General features: G+C 71.7%; 22 protein-coding genes. 10 read left to right on the plus strand and 12 right to left on the minus strand.

The window, feature by feature from the left end; all coding sequences use genetic code 11:
- Window positions 1–68: 68 nt before the first annotated feature.
- The gene (locus ABZ192_RS05635; RefSeq protein WP_356923239.1) at window positions 69–539 is read right to left on the minus strand and encodes a GNAT family N-acetyltransferase; all 471 of its coding nucleotides are present in this window, start codon (window positions 537–539) and stop codon (window positions 69–71) included.
- A 3-nt stretch (window positions 540–542) separates the two neighbouring features.
- On the minus strand, window positions 543–1,316 hold the full coding sequence (locus ABZ192_RS05640) for an IclR family transcriptional regulator (RefSeq protein WP_010037854.1): 774 nt from the start codon (window positions 1,314–1,316) through the stop codon (window positions 543–545).
- A gap of 132 nt (window positions 1,317–1,448) precedes the next feature.
- Between ABZ192_RS05640 and ABZ192_RS05645 the strand changes: the two genes are divergently transcribed.
- The 5 genes from ABZ192_RS05645 (at window position 1,449) to ABZ192_RS05665 (ending at window position 6,098) form a co-directional block, all read left to right on the plus strand.
- Window positions 1,449–2,978, plus strand: a complete 1,530-nt coding sequence (locus tag ABZ192_RS05645; RefSeq protein ID WP_356923240.1) for an aldehyde dehydrogenase (NADP(+)) — start codon at window positions 1,449–1,451, stop codon at window positions 2,976–2,978.
- A gap of 99 nt (window positions 2,979–3,077) precedes the next feature.
- The gene (locus ABZ192_RS05650; protein ID WP_356923241.1) at window positions 3,078–3,686 is read left to right on the plus strand and encodes a DUF1349 domain-containing protein; all 609 of its coding nucleotides are present in this window, start codon (window positions 3,078–3,080) and stop codon (window positions 3,684–3,686) included.
- 9 nt (window positions 3,687–3,695) lie between these two features.
- Window positions 3,696–4,160: a GNAT family N-acetyltransferase gene (locus tag ABZ192_RS05655; protein WP_356923242.1), complete on the plus strand. Its 465-nt coding sequence runs from the start codon at window positions 3,696–3,698 to the stop codon at window positions 4,158–4,160.
- Between the two features lie 76 nt (window positions 4,161–4,236).
- On the plus strand, window positions 4,237–4,950 hold the full coding sequence (locus ABZ192_RS05660) for a DsbA family oxidoreductase (RefSeq protein ID WP_356923243.1): 714 nt from the start codon (window positions 4,237–4,239) through the stop codon (window positions 4,948–4,950).
- A 95-nt stretch (window positions 4,951–5,045) separates the two neighbouring features.
- Window positions 5,046–6,098, plus strand: a complete 1,053-nt coding sequence (locus ABZ192_RS05665) for an aminotransferase class V-fold PLP-dependent enzyme (RefSeq protein ID WP_356923244.1) — start codon at window positions 5,046–5,048, stop codon at window positions 6,096–6,098.
- A gap of 70 nt (window positions 6,099–6,168) precedes the next feature.
- Here the strand turns inward: ABZ192_RS05665 and thpD are convergent, their stop codons facing one another.
- From thpD to ABZ192_RS05695, 6 genes are all read right to left on the minus strand, one after another.
- A complete protein-coding gene (thpD, locus tag ABZ192_RS05670) occupies window positions 6,169–7,068 on the minus strand; it encodes an ectoine hydroxylase (protein WP_356923327.1) in 900 nt (299 codons plus the stop codon).
- 15 nt (window positions 7,069–7,083) lie between these two features.
- Complete coding sequence (locus ABZ192_RS05675; protein WP_059422332.1) at window positions 7,084–7,482, minus strand: ectoine synthase; 399 nt, start codon at window positions 7,480–7,482, stop codon at window positions 7,084–7,086.
- A 43-nt stretch (window positions 7,483–7,525) separates the two neighbouring features.
- The gene (gene ectB, locus ABZ192_RS05680; protein WP_356923245.1) at window positions 7,526–8,797 is read right to left on the minus strand and encodes a diaminobutyrate--2-oxoglutarate transaminase; all 1,272 of its coding nucleotides are present in this window, start codon (window positions 8,795–8,797) and stop codon (window positions 7,526–7,528) included.
- 52 nt (window positions 8,798–8,849) lie between these two features.
- A complete protein-coding gene (ectA, locus tag ABZ192_RS05685; RefSeq protein ID WP_356923246.1) occupies window positions 8,850–9,356 on the minus strand; it encodes a diaminobutyrate acetyltransferase in 507 nt (168 codons plus the stop codon).
- Between the two features lie 338 nt (window positions 9,357–9,694).
- Entirely contained in the window at window positions 9,695–10,234 is a 540-nt protein-coding gene (locus ABZ192_RS05690) for a DinB family protein (protein WP_356923247.1), read from the minus strand.
- 46 nt (window positions 10,235–10,280) lie between these two features.
- A complete protein-coding gene (locus tag ABZ192_RS05695) occupies window positions 10,281–11,390 on the minus strand; it encodes an aminotransferase class V-fold PLP-dependent enzyme (RefSeq protein ID WP_356923248.1) in 1,110 nt (369 codons plus the stop codon).
- 175 nt (window positions 11,391–11,565) lie between these two features.
- On the opposite strand from ABZ192_RS05695, the gene ABZ192_RS05700 reads away from it, so the two are divergent.
- The 5 genes from ABZ192_RS05700 to ABZ192_RS05720 all read left to right on the plus strand — a co-directional run bounded on the left by ABZ192_RS05700 (window position 11,566) and on the right by ABZ192_RS05720 (window position 15,853).
- Window positions 11,566–12,411, plus strand: a complete 846-nt coding sequence (locus ABZ192_RS05700) for a transporter substrate-binding domain-containing protein (protein WP_356923249.1) — start codon at window positions 11,566–11,568, stop codon at window positions 12,409–12,411.
- Window positions 12,408–13,244, plus strand: a complete 837-nt coding sequence (locus ABZ192_RS05705) for an amino acid ABC transporter permease (protein WP_356923250.1) — start codon at window positions 12,408–12,410, stop codon at window positions 13,242–13,244. The genes ABZ192_RS05700 and ABZ192_RS05705 overlap by 4 nt, the downstream gene beginning before the upstream one ends.
- On the plus strand, window positions 13,241–14,032 hold the full coding sequence (locus ABZ192_RS05710) for an amino acid ABC transporter ATP-binding protein (protein ID WP_356923251.1): 792 nt from the start codon (window positions 13,241–13,243) through the stop codon (window positions 14,030–14,032). Before ABZ192_RS05705 ends, ABZ192_RS05710 begins: the two co-directional genes overlap by 4 nt.
- 21 nt (window positions 14,033–14,053) lie before the next feature.
- Window positions 14,054–15,145 carry an amidohydrolase family protein gene (locus ABZ192_RS05715; RefSeq protein ID WP_356923252.1) on the plus strand — a complete coding sequence of 364 codons (1,092 nt, stop codon included), beginning with the start codon at window positions 14,054–14,056 and terminating at the stop codon, window positions 15,143–15,145.
- Window positions 15,146–15,379: 234 nt separating this feature from the next.
- Entirely contained in the window at window positions 15,380–15,853 is a 474-nt protein-coding gene (locus ABZ192_RS05720) for a hypothetical protein (protein ID WP_356923253.1), read from the plus strand.
- Between the two features lie 20 nt (window positions 15,854–15,873).
- On the opposite strand, the gene cobC is transcribed toward ABZ192_RS05720, so the two are convergent.
- Genes cobC through cobM form a run of 4 tightly spaced genes read right to left on the minus strand, consistent with a single transcriptional unit; the run spans window position 15,874 to window position 20,430 of the window.
- A complete protein-coding gene (gene cobC / locus ABZ192_RS05725) occupies window positions 15,874–16,929 on the minus strand; it encodes an Rv2231c family pyridoxal phosphate-dependent protein CobC (protein ID WP_356923254.1) in 1,056 nt (351 codons plus the stop codon).
- Window positions 16,919–17,851 carry a sirohydrochlorin chelatase gene (locus ABZ192_RS05730; protein WP_356923255.1) on the minus strand — a complete coding sequence of 311 codons (933 nt, stop codon included), beginning with the start codon at window positions 17,849–17,851 and terminating at the stop codon, window positions 16,919–16,921. The genes cobC and ABZ192_RS05730 overlap by 11 nt, the downstream gene beginning before the upstream one ends.
- 40 nt (window positions 17,852–17,891) lie before the next feature.
- Window positions 17,892–19,562, minus strand: a complete 1,671-nt coding sequence (gene cobJ, locus ABZ192_RS05735) for a precorrin-3B C(17)-methyltransferase (protein ID WP_356923256.1) — start codon at window positions 19,560–19,562, stop codon at window positions 17,892–17,894.
- 49 nt (window positions 19,563–19,611) lie between these two features.
- Entirely contained in the window at window positions 19,612–20,430 is an 819-nt protein-coding gene (cobM, locus tag ABZ192_RS05740; protein WP_356923257.1) for a precorrin-4 C(11)-methyltransferase, read from the minus strand.
- Between the last annotated feature and the right edge of the window lie 45 nt (window positions 20,431–20,475).

The raw sequence follows: 20,475 nt of genomic DNA on the forward strand, positions 1-20,475 counted from the left end.
CCGCAGGACAGGCTCCCGCCACCTCCTGCACGATGACGATCCGTCTCCGCCGGACGGGGGAGGGCGGCTCAGCCCTCCAGGATCAGCACGGTCTCGTCGATCTCGGCGCCCCGGGCCTGCGCGTACCCCCGGGCCGAGGCGACCGCACGGAACCCGCACTTCTCCAGCACGCGCAGCGAGCCCGCGTTGTCCGACGCGGCCCGTGCGTACAAGGGGCGCTCGGGCACCGCCGTCAGCAGCGACCGCAGGGCCGCCGTGGCGATGCCCTTCCCCCAGTACGCGCGGTCGACCCAGTACGTCACCTCGCGTTCGCCCGCCACGCCGTACACCGCCGCGCTGCCGACCACGTCGCCGTCGGCCAGGACGGTCCGCACCACGTCGGACGAGGACCGGATCTTGGCCCAGTGGGCGTCGAAGGCGTCCCGGTCGGCCGGATCCTTGGGGACGAAGGCCGCCATGTGGAGCGCCTCGGGGTCGTTCATCTGCCGGAAGAAGACCGGCAGATCGCTGTCGTGGACCGCGCGCAGCTCGACGTTCATGCCTCAGAGCCTACGGGTGGCCAGTGTCAGCCGGTCCCGCGCGTCGAACAGTGCGTCCTTCACCAGCTGTTCGTGCGCCGGGGTCAGCCGGGCCACCGGAACCGAGCAGCTGATCGCGTCCCGCGCCGGAGTGCGGTACGGGATCGCCACGCCGAAGCAACGCAGCCCCAGCGTGTTCTCCTCGCGGTCCACGGCGAAGCCCTGCTCCCGGACCTGGTGCAGCTCCTCGATGAGCTTCTCGCGGTCGGTGATCGTGTTCTCGGTCAGCGCGGGCAGCGTCTCCGGGAGCATCTTGCGGACCTGCTCGTCGGAGTAGGTGCTCAGCAGCGCCTTGCCGAGGGACGTGGAGTGCGCGGGCAGGCGGCGGCCGACCCGGGTGAAGGGACGCAGGTAGTGCTGCGACTGGCGGGTGGCGAGATAGACGACGTTCGTGCCGTCGAGGCGGGCCAGGTGGATCGTCTCGGTCGTGTCGTCCGAGAGCCGGTCCAGCGTCGGGCGGGCCGCCGCCACGACCTCGTCGCCGTCGATGTACGACGTGCCGACCAGCAGGGCACGCACCCCGATGCCGTACCGCGTGCCCGTCGCGTCCGTCTCCACCCAGCCCAGCTCGACGAGCGTGCGCAGCAGCATGTAGAGACTCGACTTGGGGTATCCGACGGCCTCCTGGACCGCCGCGAGCGAGTGCATACCGGGACGCCCGGCGAAGTATTCGAGCAGTTCAACCGTTCGTACCGCGGACTTGACCTGCGCCCCGCCGCCCGTCTCGCCAGCCGACATCGCCCTTGACCCCTTCGTTCGACGGGAAATAGTCTCCACAGCATATTCATCATCAGAGACAGCGTTCAGTATATCGAACGCCCCTGGTGGATGACCCAGTACTGCGGCATTACATGTGTGGAGGGACCCGCGGTGGCAGCAGCACCAGTCTGGAGTGTCGACCCCCGAACCGGGAAGCAGCGTGAACAGGTTGCGGTGGAGGCCACAGCCCAGGAGGTGGACGCCGCCGTCCGTGCCGCGCACGAGGCGCGCGGCTCACTCGCGGACCGTACCGTGCGCGCGGCCTTCCTGCGCAGCGCCGCCGAGGAGCTTCAGGCGGCCAAGGACGGTCTCGTCGAGACCGCCGACGCCGAGACCGCGCTCGGCCCGGTCCGGCTGACCGGCGAGCTCGCCCGCACCTGCTACCAGCTGCGGGCCTTCGCCGACATCGTCGACGAGGGCGCCTTCCTCGACGTCGTCATCAACCACCCCGACGACACCGCGACCCCGCCCATCCCGGACCTGCGCCGCTACAAGGTGCCCCTGGGTGTCGTCGCCGTCTACTCGGCCTCGAACTTCCCGTTCGCCTTCTCCGTCGCCGGCGGCGACACCGCGAGCGCCCTCGCGGCCGGCTGCCCCGTCGTCGTCAAGGCCCACCCGGACCACCCGGCCCTGTCCGAGTACGTCGCGAAGGTGCTGCGCCGCGCCGCCGCCCGGCACGACATCCCCGAGGGTGTCCTCGGTCTGGTGCACGGCTTCGAGGCGGGCGTCGAGCTGATCAAGCACCCGCTGGTCGCGGCGGCCGGCTTCACCGGTTCCGTGCGGGGCGGGCGTGCGCTGTTCGACGCGGCCGCCGCGCGACCCGTGCCGATCCCGTTCCACGGCGAGCTGGGCTCGCTGAACCCGGTCGTCGTCACCGAGGCCGCGGCCGCCGAGCGGGCCGAGGCGATCGGCTCGGGCCTCGCCGGCTCGATGACGCTGGGCGTCGGCCAGTTCTGTGTGAAGCCGGGCCTGGTCCTCGCGCCGTCCGGCGCCGCCGGTGACGCCCTGCTGAAGTCGCTGACCGACGCCGTCAGCGACACCGACGCCGGGGTCCTCCTCGACCACCGCATGCGTGACAACTTCGTCGCCGGCGTCGCCGAGCGGGCCCAGCTGCCCGACGTCGACTCCCCGGTCACCCCGGGCGCGGGCGGCGAGCACACCGTCAGCGCGGGCTTCCTCACGGTGCCGGCGAGCAGGCTGGCGCAGGAGGGCGAGCACGACCTGCTCCTGGAGGAGTGCTTCGGGCCGGTCACGGTGGTGGCCCGCTACGAGGACGAGAACGAGGTGAAGGCCGTGCTGTCGCGGCTGCCGGGCAACCTCACGGCGACGGTGCAGCTGTCCGAGGAGGAGGCCGCGGGGCAGGGCCGGGGCGCGGAGCTTCTGCAGGAGCTGACGCCGCTGGCCGGGCGTGTGCTGGTGAATGGGTGGCCGACGGGGGTTGCCGTCGCGCCGGCTCAGCATCACGGGGGGCCGTACCCGGCGACGACGTCTACGTCCACGTCGGTGGGCGGTACGGCGATCGAGCGGTGGTTGCGGCCGGTTGTTTATCAGAACGCGCCTGAGGCCCTGCTTCCTGCGGAGCTGCGGGATGAGAATCCGTTGGGGTTGCCGCGTAGGTTCAACGGGCGCTTGGAGCGGTAGCGCCGTTGGGGGTGCGGTGAGTTGCGGGCTGCCGGTTCGTTGTGGCTTGTCGCGCAGTTCCCCGCGCCCCTGAAGGTCGGACCTGAAAGACTTGGTCGAATGGATCTCGAACTTCCCGAACTTCCTTTCCCCCTGCGCTCTTACGGGCCCGAGGCGCATTGGTCCTATGAGGGTGGGGTGCTGACCGGGTGGGCCGGGGCGCGGCAGGATCGGTTTGTGCCGCCCACGGGGGAAGGGCTGGACCCCGCCTCCGACGCGCCGCGGCTGCTGGGGGCGCCCGAAGGGGATTTTCAGCTGATCGCGCGGGTCACGGTCGGGTTCGGTGCGGCCTTCGACGCCGGGGTGCTCTACGTTCATGTCGGCGAGCGCGCCTGGGCCAAGCTCTGTCTGGAGTACTCCCCGGACGTGCCCACCGTCTGCACGGTGGTCACCCGGGGGCACTCCGACGACGCCAACGCCTTCACCGTCGACGGCAGTTCCGTCTGGCTCCGGGTGAGCCGCACCGGCCGCGCCTTCGCCTTCCACGCCTCCCGCGACGGCGAGCGCTGGACCTTCGTCCGTCTCTTCACCCTCGGCGACGAGAAGGAGACGGGCGCGGCCCTGATCGGCTTCATGACCCAGTCGCCGATGGGGGAGGGCTGCGTGGTGACGTACGACCACATCGAGTTCAGGCCCCATTGGCCGAACGACCTGCGCGACGGCAGCTGAGGCGTGGTGATGATCCGTACCGTCCTGCCCGCCGAGGTGGAGGACGTCGTCGCACTGCACGGGCGGGCCCGGGCGACCTACTACCCCGACGGAGTGCCGCAGGACGGCACCGACTGGCCCGCCGCCTGGCGGAGCGCCCTCGCGCGGCCGGACGGGCGAGTGCTGTGCGTCGTGGAGGCGGGGCGCATCGTCGGCCTGGCCTCCTTCCGCACTCCCGAGGGCGCCGCGGCGGACACGGTGAAGCTGTTCCAGTTCCACGTCGACCCCGACCACTGGGGCCGCGGCGTCGGCACCGCCCTGCATGCGGCCTGCGTCGAGGAGTGGCAGGCCGACGGCCGGCGGACCGCCGTCCTCGACGTGCACGTCGACAACCGGCGGGCGCAGCTGTTCTACCGGCGGCAGGGGTGGGTGCCGGAACCGTCCGAGCCGGGGGATCACCACCTGACGATGCGGTTCCGCCCGGCCGCGGAATGAACACGGCTGCTTGAATGTTCACCAACTCGGCGGAGGGAGTCTCCGCACCCCGTACGAGCTGGAGTGAGCCGAAGACATGCGCGTCGAGATCTGGAGCGACATCGCCTGCCCCTGGTGCTACGTGGGCAAAGCCCGCTTCGAGAAGGCGCTGCGGGACTTCCCGCACCGTGACGAGGTCGAGGTGGTGCACCGCTCCTTCGAGCTGGACCCGGGCCGGGCCAAGGACGACATCCAGCCCGTGATCACGATGCTCACCAGGAAGTACGGCATGAGCGAGGCCCAGGCCGAGGCCGGTGAGGACAACCTGGGCGCGCAGGCCGCCGCCGAGGGCCTGGACTACCGCACTCGGGGCCGCGACCACGGCAGCACCTTCGACATGCACCGCCTGCTCCACTTCGCCAAGGAGCAGGGGCGCCAGGAGCGGCTGCTCGACCTGCTGTACCGGGCGAACTTCGCCGAGGAGCGCTCCGTCTTCAACGACGACGAGCGGCTGGTGGAACTCGCCGTGGCCGCCGGGCTGGACGCGGAGGCCGCCCGCGCGGTGCTCGCCGACCCCGGCGCCTACGCCGACGACGTCCGCGCCGATGAGCGCGAGGCCGCGCAGCTCGGCGCGAGCGGGGTGCCGTTCTTCGTGCTCGACCGCACGTACGGCGTCTCCGGTGCCCAGCCCGTGGAGGTCTTCGCCCAGGCCCTGGCCCAGGCGTACGGCGAGCGCTCGCCCCTGACGATCGTCGACAGCGGGGACGCGGAGGCCTGCGGGCCGGACGGCTGTGCGGTGCCCCAGCGCTGAAAACGCAGGTCGGCGCGTATGTATAAGCGCCTCTTAGCGGCATCACGCAGAAATCGGCAATGGACGGGGAGATCCAGGGGACGCAGAGTGGTTCCATGGAGACCTTCGAGAACCTCGTCCGTGCCGAGTTCGCCCCGAAGCACACCTACCTCAACACCGCGAGCAACGGGCTCCTGCCCGCCCGTACCGTCACCGCCGTACAGCAGGCGGTGCGAATGCGCACGGAGGGCACGCCCCTGGGTCCCCTGTACGAGGACGTCGAGGCCGCCCGCGCGTCCTTCGCCCGGCTGGCCGGTGTGCCGGTCGAGCGGGTCGCCACCGGCGCCTCGGTCGCCGAGTACGGCGGGCTGATCGCCGCCTCGCTGCCCGAGGGCGCCGAAGTCCTCACCGCGGAGGCCGACTTCGCCTCCCTGGTGAACCCGTTCCACGCGCGCGGCGACCTCAAGGTGCGCGCCGTGCCGCTGGAGCGGCTCGCCGAGTCCGTCCGCCCCGGCACCGCGCTCGTCGCGGTCAGCACCGTCCAGTCCGCCGACGGCCGGCTCGCCGACCTGCCGGCCGTGCGCGAGGCCGCCCGGGCGCACGGGGCCCGCACCTACGTCGACGCCTCCCAGTCGGCCGGCTGGCTGCCGATGGAGGCCGACGCGGACGACTTCCTCGCCGCCGTCGGCTTCAAGTGGCTCCTGGGACCGCACGGGGCCGCGTTCTTCGTCGTCCCGCAGGACTTCGGCGGGCTCACGCCGCTGCTCGCCGGCTGGGTCGCCGGTGAGGTGCCCTGGGACAGCTGCTACGGCCCCGTCGAGGAACTCGCCCACTCCGCACGGCGCTTCGACATCAGCCCCTCGCTCTTCAGCTACGCCGGGCTGCGCGCCTCCCTGGAGCTGCTGGAGGACATCGGCGTCGACGTCGTGCACGCCCACGACGTGGCCCTCGCGGACCGCTTCCGCGTCGGGCTCGCCGAGCTGGGCCACGCGCCGGTGCCCGCGCCGGGCTCGGCGATCGTGTCCGTGCCGGGGCTCGGCCACCGGCAGGGCGAGCTGAGCCGGGCGGGCATCCAGGTGTCCGACCGGGCGGGGAACCTGCGGGCGGGGTTCCACCTCTACAACACGGCGGCGGACGTCGACCGGCTCCTGGACGCCCTGAAGGCATGAAGGCATGAAAAACCGGGTGGGGCCTCCCGTCCCACACGAGGAGGCCCCACCCGGCAGCTTGGTCACACGGTCACCGCACCGGCGTGAAGTCCCGTGCACCGATGAACTCCGGCCGCCGCACCGGTGCCGCGAACGGTTCCACCGCCGTGTTCTCCACGCTGTTGAACACGATGAACACGTTGCTGCGCGGGAACGGCGTGATGTTGTCGCCGGAACCGTGCATGCAGTTGCAGTCGAACCACGTCGCCGAACCGGCCTTGCCCGTGAACAACTTGATGCCGTGCTGTGCGGCCAGCTGGGTCAGCGCCTCGTCGGACGGCGTGCCCGCGTCCTGCATCTGCAGCGACTTCTTGTAGTTGTCCTTCGGCGTGGCCCCCGCGCACCCGAGGAACGTCTTGTGCGACCCCGGCATGATCATGAGCCCGCCGTTGGTGTCGTAGTTCTCGGTCAGCGCGATCGAGACCGACACCGTGCGCATCCGCGGCAGACCGTCCTCGGCGTGCCACGTCTCGAAGTCCGAGTGCCAGTAGAAGCCACTGGCGCCGAACCCCGGCTTGACGTTGATCCGCGACTGGTGGACGTAGACGTCCGAGCCGAGGATCTGCCGCGCCCGGCCGACGACCCGCTCGTCCCGCACCAGCTTGGCGAACACCTCGCTGATCTTGTGCACCTCGAAGACCGAGCGGATCTCCTTGGACAGCGGCTCGACGATCGACCGCTCGTCGGCACGGATGTCCGGGTCGTTCACCAGCCGGTTGAGCTCGTTCCGGTAGACGGCGACCTCGTCGTCGGTGATCAGCTCGTCGATGGCGAGGAAGCCGTCACGCTCGAAGGACAGCAGGTCGGCCGGCGCGACCGGGCCGGGCGCGTCGGGGGCGCCCCAGACGACCGGGTCCTGGCGCGGGGTGAGCACCTCGGTGGCGCCACGACTGGGGTACAGGTCGGGGATACCGGTGGTGGTGTCGGTGATGGCGGTCATGAAACGTCACACCTCCTCGGTGAGCAGCGGGTAAACGCCGTTCTCGTCGTGGTCCTCCCGTCCGGTCACGGGCGGATTGAAGACGCAGAGGCAGCGGAAGTCCTTCTTGATCCGCAGCGTGTGCTTCTCGTGCCCGTCCAGGAGGTACATCGTGCCGGGCGTGATGGTGTACGACTTCCCGGTCTCGCGGTCGGTCAGCTCGGCCTCGCCCTCCACGCAGACGACGGCCTCGATGTGGTTCGCATACCACATCGACGTCTCCGTACCCGCGTACAGGATCGTCTCGTGCAGGGAGAAGCCGACCTTCTCCTTGGCGAGGACGATGCGTTTGCTCTCCCACGTGCCGGACGCCGACTTCACGTGCCGGTCGGTACCTTCGATCTCCTTGAACGAACGGACAATCACGGTGCTGCGATGCCTCCTAATTGGGGTGGTGCCGGTTGCTCGGTCAGGCGGTCTCGCGGACGGCGCGGGCCAGCGTCGACAGGCCCTCGTCCAGTTCCTCGGGCGTGATGGTCAGGGCGGGGAGCAGTTTCACGACCTCGCTCTCCGGCCCGGACGTCTCGATGAGCAGGCCGAGTTCGAAGGCGCGCTTGGCGACCTTGCCCGCGCGGTCCTTGTCGTGGAACTCCAGGCCCCACACCAGGCCGCGGCCCCGGTACTCCTTGACGTCGGCCAGGTTCTCCTCGGTGATGGAGATCATGGCCTGCTCGACCTGCTCACCGCGCTTGCGGGTCTGCTTCTCCATCGCGGAGCCGTCGGCCCAGTACGCCTCCAGGGCCGCGGTCGCCGTGACGAAGGCGGGGTTGTTGCCGCGGAAGGTGCCGTTGTGCTCGCCGGGCTCCCACACGTCGAGCTCCGGCTTGAACAGGCACAGCGACATGGGCAGGCCGTAGCCGCTGATCGACTTCGAGACGGTGACGATGTCCGGCGTGATGCCCGCCTCCTCGAAGGAGAAGAAGGCACCGGTACGGCCGCAGCCCATCTGGATGTCGTCGACGATCAGCAGCATGTCCTGCCGCTCGCACAGCTCGGACAGGGCGCGCAGCCACTCGGGCCGGGCCACGTTGATGCCGCCCTCGCCCTGCACGGTCTCGACGATCACGGCGGCCGGCTTGTTCAGGCCGGAGCCCTGGTCCTCCAGCAGCCGCTCGAACCACAGGAAGTCCTCGACGGTGCCGTCGAAGTAGTTGTCGAACGGCATGGGCGTGCCGTGCACCAGCGGGATACCGGCGCCGGCCCGCTTGAAGGCGTTGCCGGTCACGGCCAGCGAGCCCAGCGACATGCCGTGGAAGGCGTTGGTGAAGGACACGATCGACTCGCGCCCCTTCACCTTCCGCGCCAGCTTCAGCGCGGCCTCCACGGCGTTGGTGCCGGTCGGGCCCGGGAACATGACCTTGTACGGCAGGTCGCGCGGCCGCAGCAGCAGGTTCTGGAAGGCCTCCAGGAACGTGCGCTTGGCGGTGGTCGACATGTCGAGCCCGTGCGTGACGCCGTCGCGTTCCAGGTAGTCGATCAGGGCGCGTTTCAGGACGGGGTTGTTGTGCCCGTAGTTCAGTGACCCCGCTCCGGCGAAGAAGTCGAGGTACTCATGGCCGTCCTCGTCGTACATGCGGCTGCCGACCGCACGGTCGAAGACGGTGGGCCAGCCGCGGCAGTAGCTGCGTACCTCGGACTCGACGGTCTCGAAGACGCTCAGGTCGGGCTGGGTGATGGTCACGACGAATCGCTCCTCGGTGCGTGGGGGAAGTCTGCGGGAGTCGGGCGGAAAGTCAGGGGGCCAGCGGGCCGATGCGGTACAGGACCTCGGGGTCGTGCGGCCCGTCGGGGAACACGGCCGTGTCGAACAGCACCTCGCGCTCCAGCCGGGCGCCGTGCCGCTCGGCGAACGACGTGAACAGGCGCTCCGAGGCGGTGTTGCCCGGGGTGATGGTGGTCTCCACCGTCGTCACCCCGCGCTCGGTGGCGGTCCGGGCGACCAGACCGTCGAGCAGCGTGGCGGCCAGCCCGCGCCCGCGGTGCGCCTCGTCCACCGCCACCTGCCAGACCAGCAGGGTGTGCGGGCTGTCCGGCCGCACGTACCCGGTGATGAAACCCATCGGCTCGCCGTGCTCGTCACGCGCTACGGCCGACGTGGCCGCGAAGTCGCGGCACCACAGCAGATAGCTGTAGGACGAGTTCAGGTCGAGAACCTTCGAGTCCTTCGCCATCCGCCAGAGCGCGGCTCCGTCAGCCACCGTGGGGCGGTCGATTTGCGGATCTGCTTGTACGGCAGTCATGCGAATTGAACTTACCCAGCGAAATTCGAAATTGCATCGCCGAGAGGGGTTACGTATGAGCCGCGCCTGTGTTATCGCGCGAGCGCGAGGCTTCACGCAAAAGGGCAGCGGTATGCCCGATATTGTCCGGGTAATACCGGGCAAAGTAGTCACGGTGTGTAACGCGTCACAGCCGTGTAATCGCCACGAGATCTGCCCGAATTCCTTCTCCAGGTGTCCTCAAAATCTTTGGGTTTAGGATCGGAGAAAGCGGGCAGAAGAATACGGGAAGCTGTTCTTGAAAGAATTCCTAATTGTGTGCCAGCTTACATGTGGGTCGCGTCGGAAACACGTTTAATTCAAGCCCCGGTCACTCCGTCGATACGTTCCCGCAGGAGATCGGCGTGACCGTTGTGCCGGGCGTACTCCTCGATCATGTGGATCAGGACCCAGCGCATGCTGACCTCCATCCCGGGCACCGGGCCCTCGGCGACCCGCCCGACGTGGTCCAGCGGCAGCCCCGCGCACAGCTCCCGCCCCCGCGCGATCTCCCGCCGCCAGATCCCGAGCGCCTCGTCGAGCCCCCGCCCCGGGTCCAGCGTGTAGCCGGTGCCGTCCTCGTGCACCGGTGGCACGTCGAGCCCGGCGGCCACCCGCTGGAACCAGTTCCGCTCGACCTCGGCGAGATGCTGCACCAGCCCGAGCAGCGTCAGCTCGGACGGCTCGGCCGACGCCGTCCGCACCTGCGCGTCGTCCAGCCCGGCGCACTTCAGCTCCAGGGTGGCCCGGTGGAAGTCCAGCCAGCTCTCCAGCATGGCCCGCTCGTCACCGGTGAGATGCGGGACGGGGCGGCCGTCGGGAAGGGTGATCGGGGTGTCGGCGGGGGTGTTTGTGGTCATGGAGGGAGCTTGGAGCTTGGCACGGGCCACCGGCAACTGTGGGCTCCTAGAGGGTTTCCCGCCACGCCTCCTCGGCCGCCCGCAGTGCCCCTGCCACGTCCACCGACAGTCCCGCCTCGGAGAGCGCGGCCCCCAGCGCCGCCAGGCTCGACCGCACGGCCCCCGGCGTCGCGTCCGGCCCGTAGTGGTTGACCCGGATCATCTCCTTGGCCAGTGCGCCCCCGCCGGCGGCGAGCGGCGCCGCCGGATCCGCCTGGAGCGCCCTGGCCACCAGCTCCGACGCCACCTCCCCGGACGGCGCCCGGAGCGTCGTGGCGACCGGCGCCGCGTCCCGGGCCTCGTGCACGTACGGCTCCATGCCGCCGCCGAGCGCCACCGCCCCGGCCCGCGTGGCCGCCGCCGCGGAGGCGTGCCGGGCCATCACCGCGTCCAGCCCGATCGCCTCGATCCGCTCCACGCACGCCTCCAGCGCCAGCATCTCCAGCTGCGCCGGAGCGTGCGGCAGCGCCGTGCGGCCGCCGTCGATCCACCGTTGCTTCCAGTCGAGCAGCGACAGGTACGACCGGCGCGGCGCCCGCGGGTTCGCCGACATCCGCGCCCAGGCCCGCTCGCTCACCGACACCGCCGACACCCCGGCCGGCCCGCCCATCGCCTTCTGCGCCCCGATGACGCACAGATCCACGCCCCACGCGTCCGGCAGCACCGGCTCGGCGCCGATCGACGCCACCGCGTCCAGGTAGAACAGGGCCCCGTGCTCCCGCACCACCGCGCCGATCTCCGCGACCGGATTGGTGTTGCCGGTCGCCGCCTCCGCGTGCACCAGCGACACGAAGTCGATCTCCGGGTGCTCGGCGAAGGCCTGCCGGATCTGCTCGGCCGTGACCGCCGTGTGGAAGGGCACCGCCAGGTCGACCACCGTCGCCCCGCAGTCCCGCAGCCAGTCGCCGAAGGTCTGCCCGTACGGGCCCGTGATCACGTTCAGGGCCGTCGTGCCCGGACCGGCCGCCGCACGGATCGCTCCCTCCAGCGGCAGCAGTGCCTCGCCCTGCATGATCACGACGTCCTGCTCGGTGCGCAGCAGCCGTGCCACACGGTCCTCGATGGACGCGAAGTGGGCGGCACTCAGCGGGACCAGGTCCAGGAACGGGTGTGTCATGGCGGTGCTCTCTCTCGCTCACGGGGTAGAGGTGACGAGAGTAACCGGCCTGAACCCCACCATTCCGACTGGCGATTTCTTAGGTGCAACCGCCCTGTAGCCATCGGTTTGACTTGAGAGCCTCAAAGTTGTCCTTATAATCTGAAGCTGTACGTCCCTCACAGGAAGGCCCGCCGTGAACACGCTCCTCGGGCACCGGACCCGCGTCCTGGCCGCCACCACCGCGACGGCCGGGCTGCTGCTCGTGGCCGGCTGCACCTCCACCGACGACGGCGGCAGCGGCAAGAAGACGGCCGCGGGCGGCGTCGAACTCGTCAGGGCGGGCCAGCTCACCACCTGCACCCACCTGCCGTATCCGCCGTTCCAGTCGGAGATCGACGGCAAGGTGCAGGGCTTCGACGTGTCCCTGATCGACCTGGTCGCCAAGGACCTGGGCGTGAAGCAGGACATCGTCGACCAGCCCTTCGAGAACTTCAAGACCGGCGGTTCCCTCAACGCCGGCCAGTGCGACCTCGCCGCCGCCGGCATGACCATCACCGAGGAGCGCAAGAAGAACGTCGACTTCTCCGACCCGTACTTCAACGCCACCCAGGCCGTACTGGTCGACAAGAAGAGCGGCATCTCCTCCTTCGCCGGCCTCAAGGGCAAGAAGCTCGGCGCCCAGGCGCAGACGACCGGTGAGGACTACGCCAAGAGCAAGGGCCTCGACCCGGTCTCCTTCGAGTCCTCCGACGCCGTCCTCAACGGTCTGCGCACCGGCCAGGTCCAGGCCGTCGTCATCGACTACCCCGTCGTCCAGGGCTGGCTGAAGGACAAGGCCAACGCCGACGCCTTCGAGGTCGCCGAGCAGATCAACACCGGCGAGCAGTACGGCTTCACGGTGAAGAAGGGCAACACCAAGCTCCTCGCCGCCATCAACAAGGCGATCGAGGACGCCAAGGCCGACGGCACGTACAAGAAGCTGTACGAACAGTGGATCGGCCCGTACGACGAGTCCGCCGCGTCGCCGGCCGCCTCATGACGGACACGGCCACGCCCGAAGTCCAGCCGAAGAAGAAGGGTCTCACCCGGCGGCAGAAGCGCAGCCTCTCGCGCGGCGTCCAGTACGCCGTCTTCGTCGCGGCCGTGATCGCCTTCGCGGTCTCCGCCGACTGGGACCGGCTCCGCAACCAGTTCGCGCAGGCGGACATCGCCGAGCGCATGTTCCCGGACGTCATCGAGCTGGCGCTGAAGAACACCGTGCTCTACACGGTGACCGGCTTCGCCGTGGGACTGGCCCTCGGCATGGTGATCGCGCTGATGCGGCTGTCCTCCGTGGGGCCGTACCGCTGGCTCGCCGGGATCTACATCGAGATCTTCCGCGGCCTGCCCGCCCTGCTGATCTTCATCTTCATCGGCGTCGCCGTACCGCTGGCCTTCCCCGGCACCGAGATCATCGGCGGCACGTACGGCAAGGTCGCCCTGGCGCTCGGCCTGGTGGCCGCCGCCTACATGGCCGAGACGATCCGCGCCGGCATCCAGGCCGTGCCCAAGGGGCAGATGGAAGCGGCCCGTTCGCTCGGCTTCTCGCCCGCGCGGGCCATGATCTCCATCATCATCCCGCAGGCTTTCCGCGTCATCCTCCCGCCGCTCACCAACGAACTGGTGCTGCTGTTCAAGGACTCCTCGCTGGTGCTCTTCCTCGGCGTCACGCTGGAGGAGCGCGAACTGTCCAAGTACGGCCGCGACCTGGCCAGCCAGACCGCCAACTCCACGCCGATCCTGGTCGCCGGACTGTGCTACCTGCTGGTCACGATCCCGCTCGGCTTCGTCGTACGCCGCATGGAGGCGAAGGCCCAGGAGGCCGTGAAATGAGCCGACCCGAGATCGAGGTACGCGCGCTGCACAAGTCGTTCGGCGCCAACGAGGTGCTGCGCGGCATCGACCTGGAGATCGGCCGGGGCGAGGTGGTCTGTGTCATCGGCCCGTCCGGCTCCGGCAAGTCGACGCTGCTGCGCTGCGTGAACCTGCTGGAGGAGCCGACCAAGGGCCATGTGTTCGTCGGCGGCACCGAACTGACCGACCCGGACGTCGACATCGACGCGGCACGCCGCCGCATCGGCATGGTCTTCCAGCAGTTCAACCTGTTCCCGCACCTGACAGTGACCGAGAACCTCACCCTGCCGCAGCGGCGGGTGCTGCGCCGCGACAAGGCGGCGGCCGCGAAGGTGGCCGCCGAGAACCTGGCGCGCGTGGGCCTGTCCGAGAAGGCGGCGGCCTACCCCTCCTCCCTCTCCGGTGGCCAGCAGCAGCGCGTCGCCATCGCCCGGGCCCTGGCCATGGGGCCGGAGGTGATGCTGTTCGACGAGCCGACCTCGGCGCTGGACCCCGAACTGGTCGGAGACGTCCTCGCGGTGATGCGCATGCTCGCCGACGAGGGCATGACGATGATGGTCGTCACCCACGAGATGACCTTCGCCCGCGAGGTCGCCGACCGGGTCGTCTTCATGGACGGCGGCGTGATCGTCGAGGACGGCACCCCCGAGCAGGTCATCGGCAACCCGCGCCACGACCGCACGCGCCACTTCCTCTCCCGCCTCCTCGACCCCGCCATGGCCGAGGTGGAGGAGGAGACCTCGGACCAGGTGGGCAAGGCCGACTAGCGGCTCACTAAGGTGCCGTACATGAGCGATCGCACGGTGCTGCACGTGAAGGGACGGGTGCTCGTCGGACCCGAGGAGGTCCGCGACGAGCTGTGGGTCGTCGACGGCCGGATCTCCTACGACCGTCCCGCCGGCGCCCGCGACGTCCGTACCGTCAGGGGCTGGGCCCTGCCCGGCCTCGTCGACGCGCACTGCCACGTGGGACTCGACCGGCACGGCGCGGTCCCCAGGGACGTCGCCGAGAAGCAGGCGCTGACCGACCGGGACGCGGGCACGCTGCTGATCCGCGACGCGGGCTCGCCCTCCGACACCCGCTGGATCGACGACCGCGACGACCTGCCGAAGATCATCCGCGCCGGGCGGCACATCGCCCGCACCCGCCGCTACATCCGCAACTACGCCTGGGAGATCGAGCCGGACGACCTGGTCGCCTACGTCGCCCAGGAGGCCCGGCGCGGCGACGGCTGGGTCAAGCTGGTCGGCGACTGGATCGACCGCGACCTCGGCGACCTGTCGGCCTGCTGGCCGCGCGGGGCGGTGGAGGCGGCCATCGCCGAGGCGCACCGGCTGGGCGCCCGGGTCACCGCGCACTGCTTCTCGGAGGACTCCCTCCAGGACCTCGTCGAGGCGGGCATCGACTGCATCGAGCACGCGACGGGCCTGACCGAGGACCTCATCCCGCTGTTCGCGCAGCGGGGCGTCGCCATCGTCCCGACCCTGGTCAACATCGCCACCTTCCCGCAGCTCGCCGACGGCGGCGAGGCCCGGTTCCCCCGCTGGTCGGCCCATATGCGCCGGCTCCACGAACGCCGCTACGACACCGTGCGCAGCGCCTACGACGCCGGGATCCCGGTCTTCGTCGGCACCGACGCCGGCGGCGGACTCGCCCACGGCCTCGCGGCGGCCGAGGTCGCCGAGCTGGTCACCGCGGGCATCCCGCCCGTCGAGGCCCTGGCCGCGGGGACCTGGACGGCCCGGACCTGGCTCGGCCGCCCCGGCCTGGACGAGGGCGCCCCGGCCGACCTCGTCGTCTACGACGAGGACCCGCGCAAGGACGTGGGCGTGCTGGCGGCACCGCGCCGCGTGGTGCTGAACGGACGCGTGGTCGGGTAGCCGCGCGGGCGACGCCGGGCAGGACACCCGGCCTGCCGTCGCCCGGCCTCCGGCCGAGCCGTCTGCCGCGCGCGCCGGCGTCAGACCGCGGGGAGTACCCGGCGAGGCGGGCCTGGCGGAGACGGGCGGCGGCCTCCATATTTTCCTGGACGGTGCGGTCAACCTGCTCGCGGCGGGCGGGGGGAGGCGTGTTTCCGGCACGCCGCCGGGCAGATCTCCGGCCCCTCCGTGCGGTTGGGCGGCACGCCGTCGCACCCGGATGCCCACCTGGCCCGTGTCGTGCGGGACGTCCCGGCGAGCGGCGGCTGGCTGCACCGGGTGGTTCTCGGCGGCGGACTGCTGCTCGCCATCGGCTTGCTGACCGGGGCCGGGCTGACCCTGGCCCTGGTGGACCTCGCCGACGAGCCGACGGCCTCCGGTCCCGCGCTGCAGGCCCTCAACGCCTTCAACGAGAACTTCTACATCCCCTTCGTCGGCGGAATGGGCCTGATGCTGCTGGGCGCGGGCCTGGCCACCGTCAGCCCGCTGCCCCGCTGGCTGGCCCTGGCCGCCGTCGTGATCGGCGTACTGATCTTCATCCCGTGGGTCGGCTTCTTCGCCTTCACGGCCGCCGGGCTCTGGGTCGCCGTCACCAGTGTCCTGCTGACCCGCCGCCCCGAGGACGGCACACCGATCGCGAGGGAGACGGCCGGGACCGCCCGACGGTGAGCCGTCAGCCCGCCACCGCGTCAGCCCGCCACCGCACGCTCCAGCGCCCGCAGGAACCCGTCCACCGTCGCCCGGTCCCGCACGGCCAGCCGCAGCCACTCCCCGTCCAGGCCGGGGAAGGTGTCCCCGCGCCGCACGGCGTAGCCGAGGCCGCGCAGCCGGGCGCGTACGGCCGCCGCGTGCGGAAGCCGGATCAGGACGAACGGGCCCTGCGCGGGCTCGACCACCCGCAGCCCGGCCGGGGCGAAGCGGGCCAGGCCGGTCAGCAGGTGGGCCCGGTCCGCGGCGATGCGGTGCGCCGCGTGGGCCGCCTCCGCCAGCGCCCGTGGCCCCACGCACGCCCGCGCCGCGGCCAGCGCCGGCGTCGACACCGGCCACAGCGGCTGCGCCCGCTCCAGGTCCGCAATGGTCTCCGGCGCCGCCAGCACGTACCCGATCCGCAGCCCGGCCAGCCCCCACGTCTTGGTCAGGCTGCGCAGCACCACGAGCCCGGGCACGTCGACGCGGTCCGCGAGGGACTCCCGCTCGCCCGGCACCGCGTCCATGAACGCCTCGTCCACCACCACCAGCCGCCCGGGCCGGGCGAGAGAGGCGATCACCTCCGCCGGGTGCAGCACCGACGTCGGGTTCGTCGGATTGCCGATCACCACCAGGTCCGCGGTCTCGGGGACGGCCGCCGGGTCCAGCCGGAAGCCGTCCTCCTCCCGCAGCAGCACCCGGTCGACCGTGTGCCCCGCGTCCCGCAGAGCGGCCTCCGGCTCCGTGAACTGCGGGTGGACCACGACCGGCCGGCGCACCTTCAGCGCCCGCGCCAGCAGCACGAACGCCTCCGCCGCCCCCGCCGTCAGCAGTACGCGCTCCACCGGCAGGCCGTGCCGCGCAGCCACCGCCGCGCGCGCGGCCCGCCCGTCCGGGTAAGCCGCCAGATCGCCCAACGACGCGGCGATGTGCTCCCGCAGCCACGCCGGCGGCGTGTCCGCGCGGACGTTCACGGCGAGGTCGACGAGCGAGCCGCCGTCGTCCCGGACCTCCGCGTCGCCGTGGTGCCGCAGATCGTGGCCGCCGTCAGTGGGCATGGGAGTGCGCCCCGTGGTGGTGGCCGTGCCCGTGCTCGTGGTGGTGGCCGTCGTCGTCCGGGTGGAAGTGCGGCTGCTGCGGCATCCCCACCTTGTCCTCGAAGCCCGGCAGCGCGACGCGGTACACGCACGAGTCGCAGTTCATCCGCAGATCGCCCTCGACGGCCTCCGCGTACCGCTCCCACACCAGGTCCAGCAGCTCCGGCTCCGGCCCGATGACGTCGGCCGAGCGCACCTCGACCTCCGGGTGCGCCGCCGCCCAGCCCTCGGTCTGGAGCCTCACCCGGTCCGGCAGGACGCCGGTGAACAGGAAGTAGGGGAGCACCACGATCCGGCGGGCGCCCAGCCGCGCGCACCGGTCGAGTCCGCTCGGCACGTCCGGCGCCGCCAGCGACACGAACGCCGTCTCGACCCCCGCGTACCCGCGCCCCTCCCACAGCAGCCGCGCCGCCTTGCACACCTCGGCGTTGGCGTCCGGGTCCGTCGATCCGCGCCCCACCAGCAGCACCGTCACATCGGCCCGGTCACCCGGCCTGCGCCCCGCGCCGCCGCCCAGCGCCTCGTCCAGCCGCCGCTCCAGCACGTTCAGCAGCGCCGGGTGCGGTCCCAGCGGGCGCCCGTACGTGTACGAGATCCCCGGGTGCCGCTCCTTCTCACGGGCCAGCGCCGCCGGGATGTCGCCCTTGGCGTGCCCGGCGGACACCAGCATCAGCGGCACGGCGGCGAACCGCCGTACGCCCCGCTCCACCAGCTCGGCGACGGCGTCGCCCAGCGGCGGCGGGGACAGCTCGATGAAGCCACCCGCGACGGGCAGTTCCGGGTGGCGGGCCGCCAGCTCCCGCACGAAGTCGCGGAACGCTTCGGCTCCGGCGTCGTCACGGGTGCCGTGGCCGGCGATCAGCAGGGCGGGCGGCGTGGTCACAGGTTCTCCTCGGCGGACGTGGGGTGGTGGACGACGCGGTTCACTCGGGCTCCTCCTGCCAGCGGTAGCCGCGCGGCGTCACCATGCGCCCGGCGATCTCCCGGGTCGCGGTGTTGCCCACGGTGACGACCGTCATCATGTCGACCGTCGCCGGATCGAGCGCGGCCAGCGTCGTCAGCCGGGCGGACTCGTCCGGCCGCGAGGCGTTGCGCACGACACCGACCGGCGTCGTCGACGCCCGGTGCTCGGCGAGGATGCCCAGCGCCTTGGGCAGCTGCCAGTCGCGGCCGCGCGAACGCGGGTTGTAGAACGTCACCACGAGGTCGGCCTCGGCCGCCGCCCGTACCCGCCGCTCGATGACCTCCCACGGCGTGTGCAGGTCGGACAGGCTGATCGACACGTGGTCGTGGCCCAGCGGCGCGCCCAGGATCGCCCCGGCCGCCAGCGCCGCCGTCACGCCGGGCACACCGACCACGTCGATGTCGTCGGAGGCCTCGGCGAGCGCGGGGGAGGCCATGGCGTACACGCCCGCGTCCCCGCTGCCGATCAGCGCGACGGCCCGCCCCGCGCGGGCCTCCTCGACGGCCGTGCGCGCCCGCTCCTCCTCGGCCCCGAGGCCCGACTCCAGGATCCGGGTGCCGGGCCGCAGCAGATCGCGGATCTGGTCGACGTACTGGTCGAGCCCGACGAGCACGGAAGCGCGCCGGAGTTCCGCCCTCGCACGCGGTGTCAGCAGATCCCGGGCACCCGGCCCGAGCCCGACCACCGCGAGCCGTCCGCGCCCCGGGCGCCGTACGACGGCACAGGTCGCCATGGCGGACTTCCGCTTGGGGACCAGGAGTTCGCCGCCACGCAGAAGTGCCGAGGCCTCCGCGACCGAGGGCGTACCGACGGCGGCGAGCGGCGCGTCGGACGGATTGGGCACGTCGACGGCGGCCAACTCCCCGGCGGAGTACGTCACCAGGGGCACACCGAGCCGCCGCGCGGCCTCGACGAGGCCGGGCTCCCCGGCCTTGGCGTCGACGGTGGCCAGCTCGGCGACCGACGCCGCGCACAGCCCGGCCTCCCGCAGGGCGCCCTCGATCAGCCCGAGCACCTCCTCGACGGGAGCGCCCTTCGACGCCCCGGCCCCGACGACCAGCGACGGCGGACGCAGCACCACCTCCCGCTCGGCCGCCTCGACGAGCCGGTCGGTCAGCCGGATCGTGTACGACCCCTCCGCGGCCACCGGGAGCGGCGGCAGCGGCCAGGCCACCTCGGCCGGCAGCGCCACCGCCTCACCGTCCAGCAACGCCCGCGAGACCCCGGCGACATCGCCCTCCACGGGCAGGCCGAGGGTGTCGAGACCGGCCAGGTCCACGGCGTCGGTCGCCGTGGTCACCACCGGCTCGGCGCCCAGCAACTCCCCGACCTCCCGGGCGAGTTCATTGGCCCCGCCCGCATGTCCGCCCACCAGGGACACCGCGAACCGCCCGCCCTCGTCGACGCACACCACGCCCGGGTCCGCCGTCTTGCCGGCCAGCAGCGGAGCCACCAGCCGCACCACCGCCCCCGTCGCCAGGAAGCACACGAGCTGCTCGCACTGCGCGAACGCGGCCCGTACGGCGTCCCCGACGGGACCCTCGTACACGCGCGTGCGGTCCGGCCACGCGGCGGCCAGCCGGTCCCGCGCGGCCGCTCCCGCCGCGGTGGCGGAAATGAGGCCGATCACTGAGCGACTCCTTCTGCGATTCCTGCGTCCTCTTCGACAGACCGCGCGATCATGTGCGGGCACCCCGTTCGCGCAGGGCCTTGCGGGCCTCCGGGTCGGCCTTGCGGTAGCCGTGGAAGTGACCCGGGTGGTACAGGTGCGAGCGCGTGCCGTGCGCGTCGAGCGCCGGGCCGACCAGGAACAGGGTGTGCTTCCAGAGCTTGTGTTCCTTGACCGTCTCCTCCAGCGTGCCGACCGTGCACTTCACGATCAGCTCCTCCGGCCAGGTCGCCTGGTACGCGACCATGACCGGGGTCGTCGTCGGATAACCGCCCTCCAGCAGCTCCCGCACGAGCTGCCCGCTGCGGGCGGCGGAGAGGAAGATCGCCATGGTGGTGCCGTGCCGGGCGAACTCGCGGACCTCCTCACCGGGTGGCATGGGCGTCTTGCCGCCGCCGAGCCGGGTCAGGACGACGGACTGCGCGACCTCGGGAATGGTCAGTTCGCGCTGCGCGAGCGCGGCGACGGCGGAGAAGGCGGACACCCCGGGCACGACCTCGGTCGCCAGGCCGATCTCGGCACACCGGTCGAGCTGCTCCTGGGTGCCGCCCCACAGGGCGGGGTCACCGGAGTGGATCCGGGCCACCTTCAGCCCCTCTTCGCGCGCCCGCTCGTACACGGCCACGACGTCCTCCAGGGACAGGGCCGCCGAGTCGAGGATCTCCGCGTCCTCGCGCGCGTGCTGGAGAACCTCCGCCTGGACCAGGCTCGCCGCCCAGATCACCACGTCGGCCTCGGCGATGGCCCGTGCGGCACGGAACGTCAGCAGGTCGGCGGCGCCGGGGCCGGCACCGACGAAGGTCACCTTGCCCGTGGGGGCGTCGGCCATGGGTTGGTCCTCTCGTACAGGGGGTTCCGGTGGGCGGGTTGGCGC

Origin of the sequence: Streptomyces sp. NPDC006235 (genome assembly GCF_040613735.1) — a bacterium.
Classification (GTDB): Bacteria; Actinomycetota; Actinomycetes; order Streptomycetales; family Streptomycetaceae; genus Streptomyces.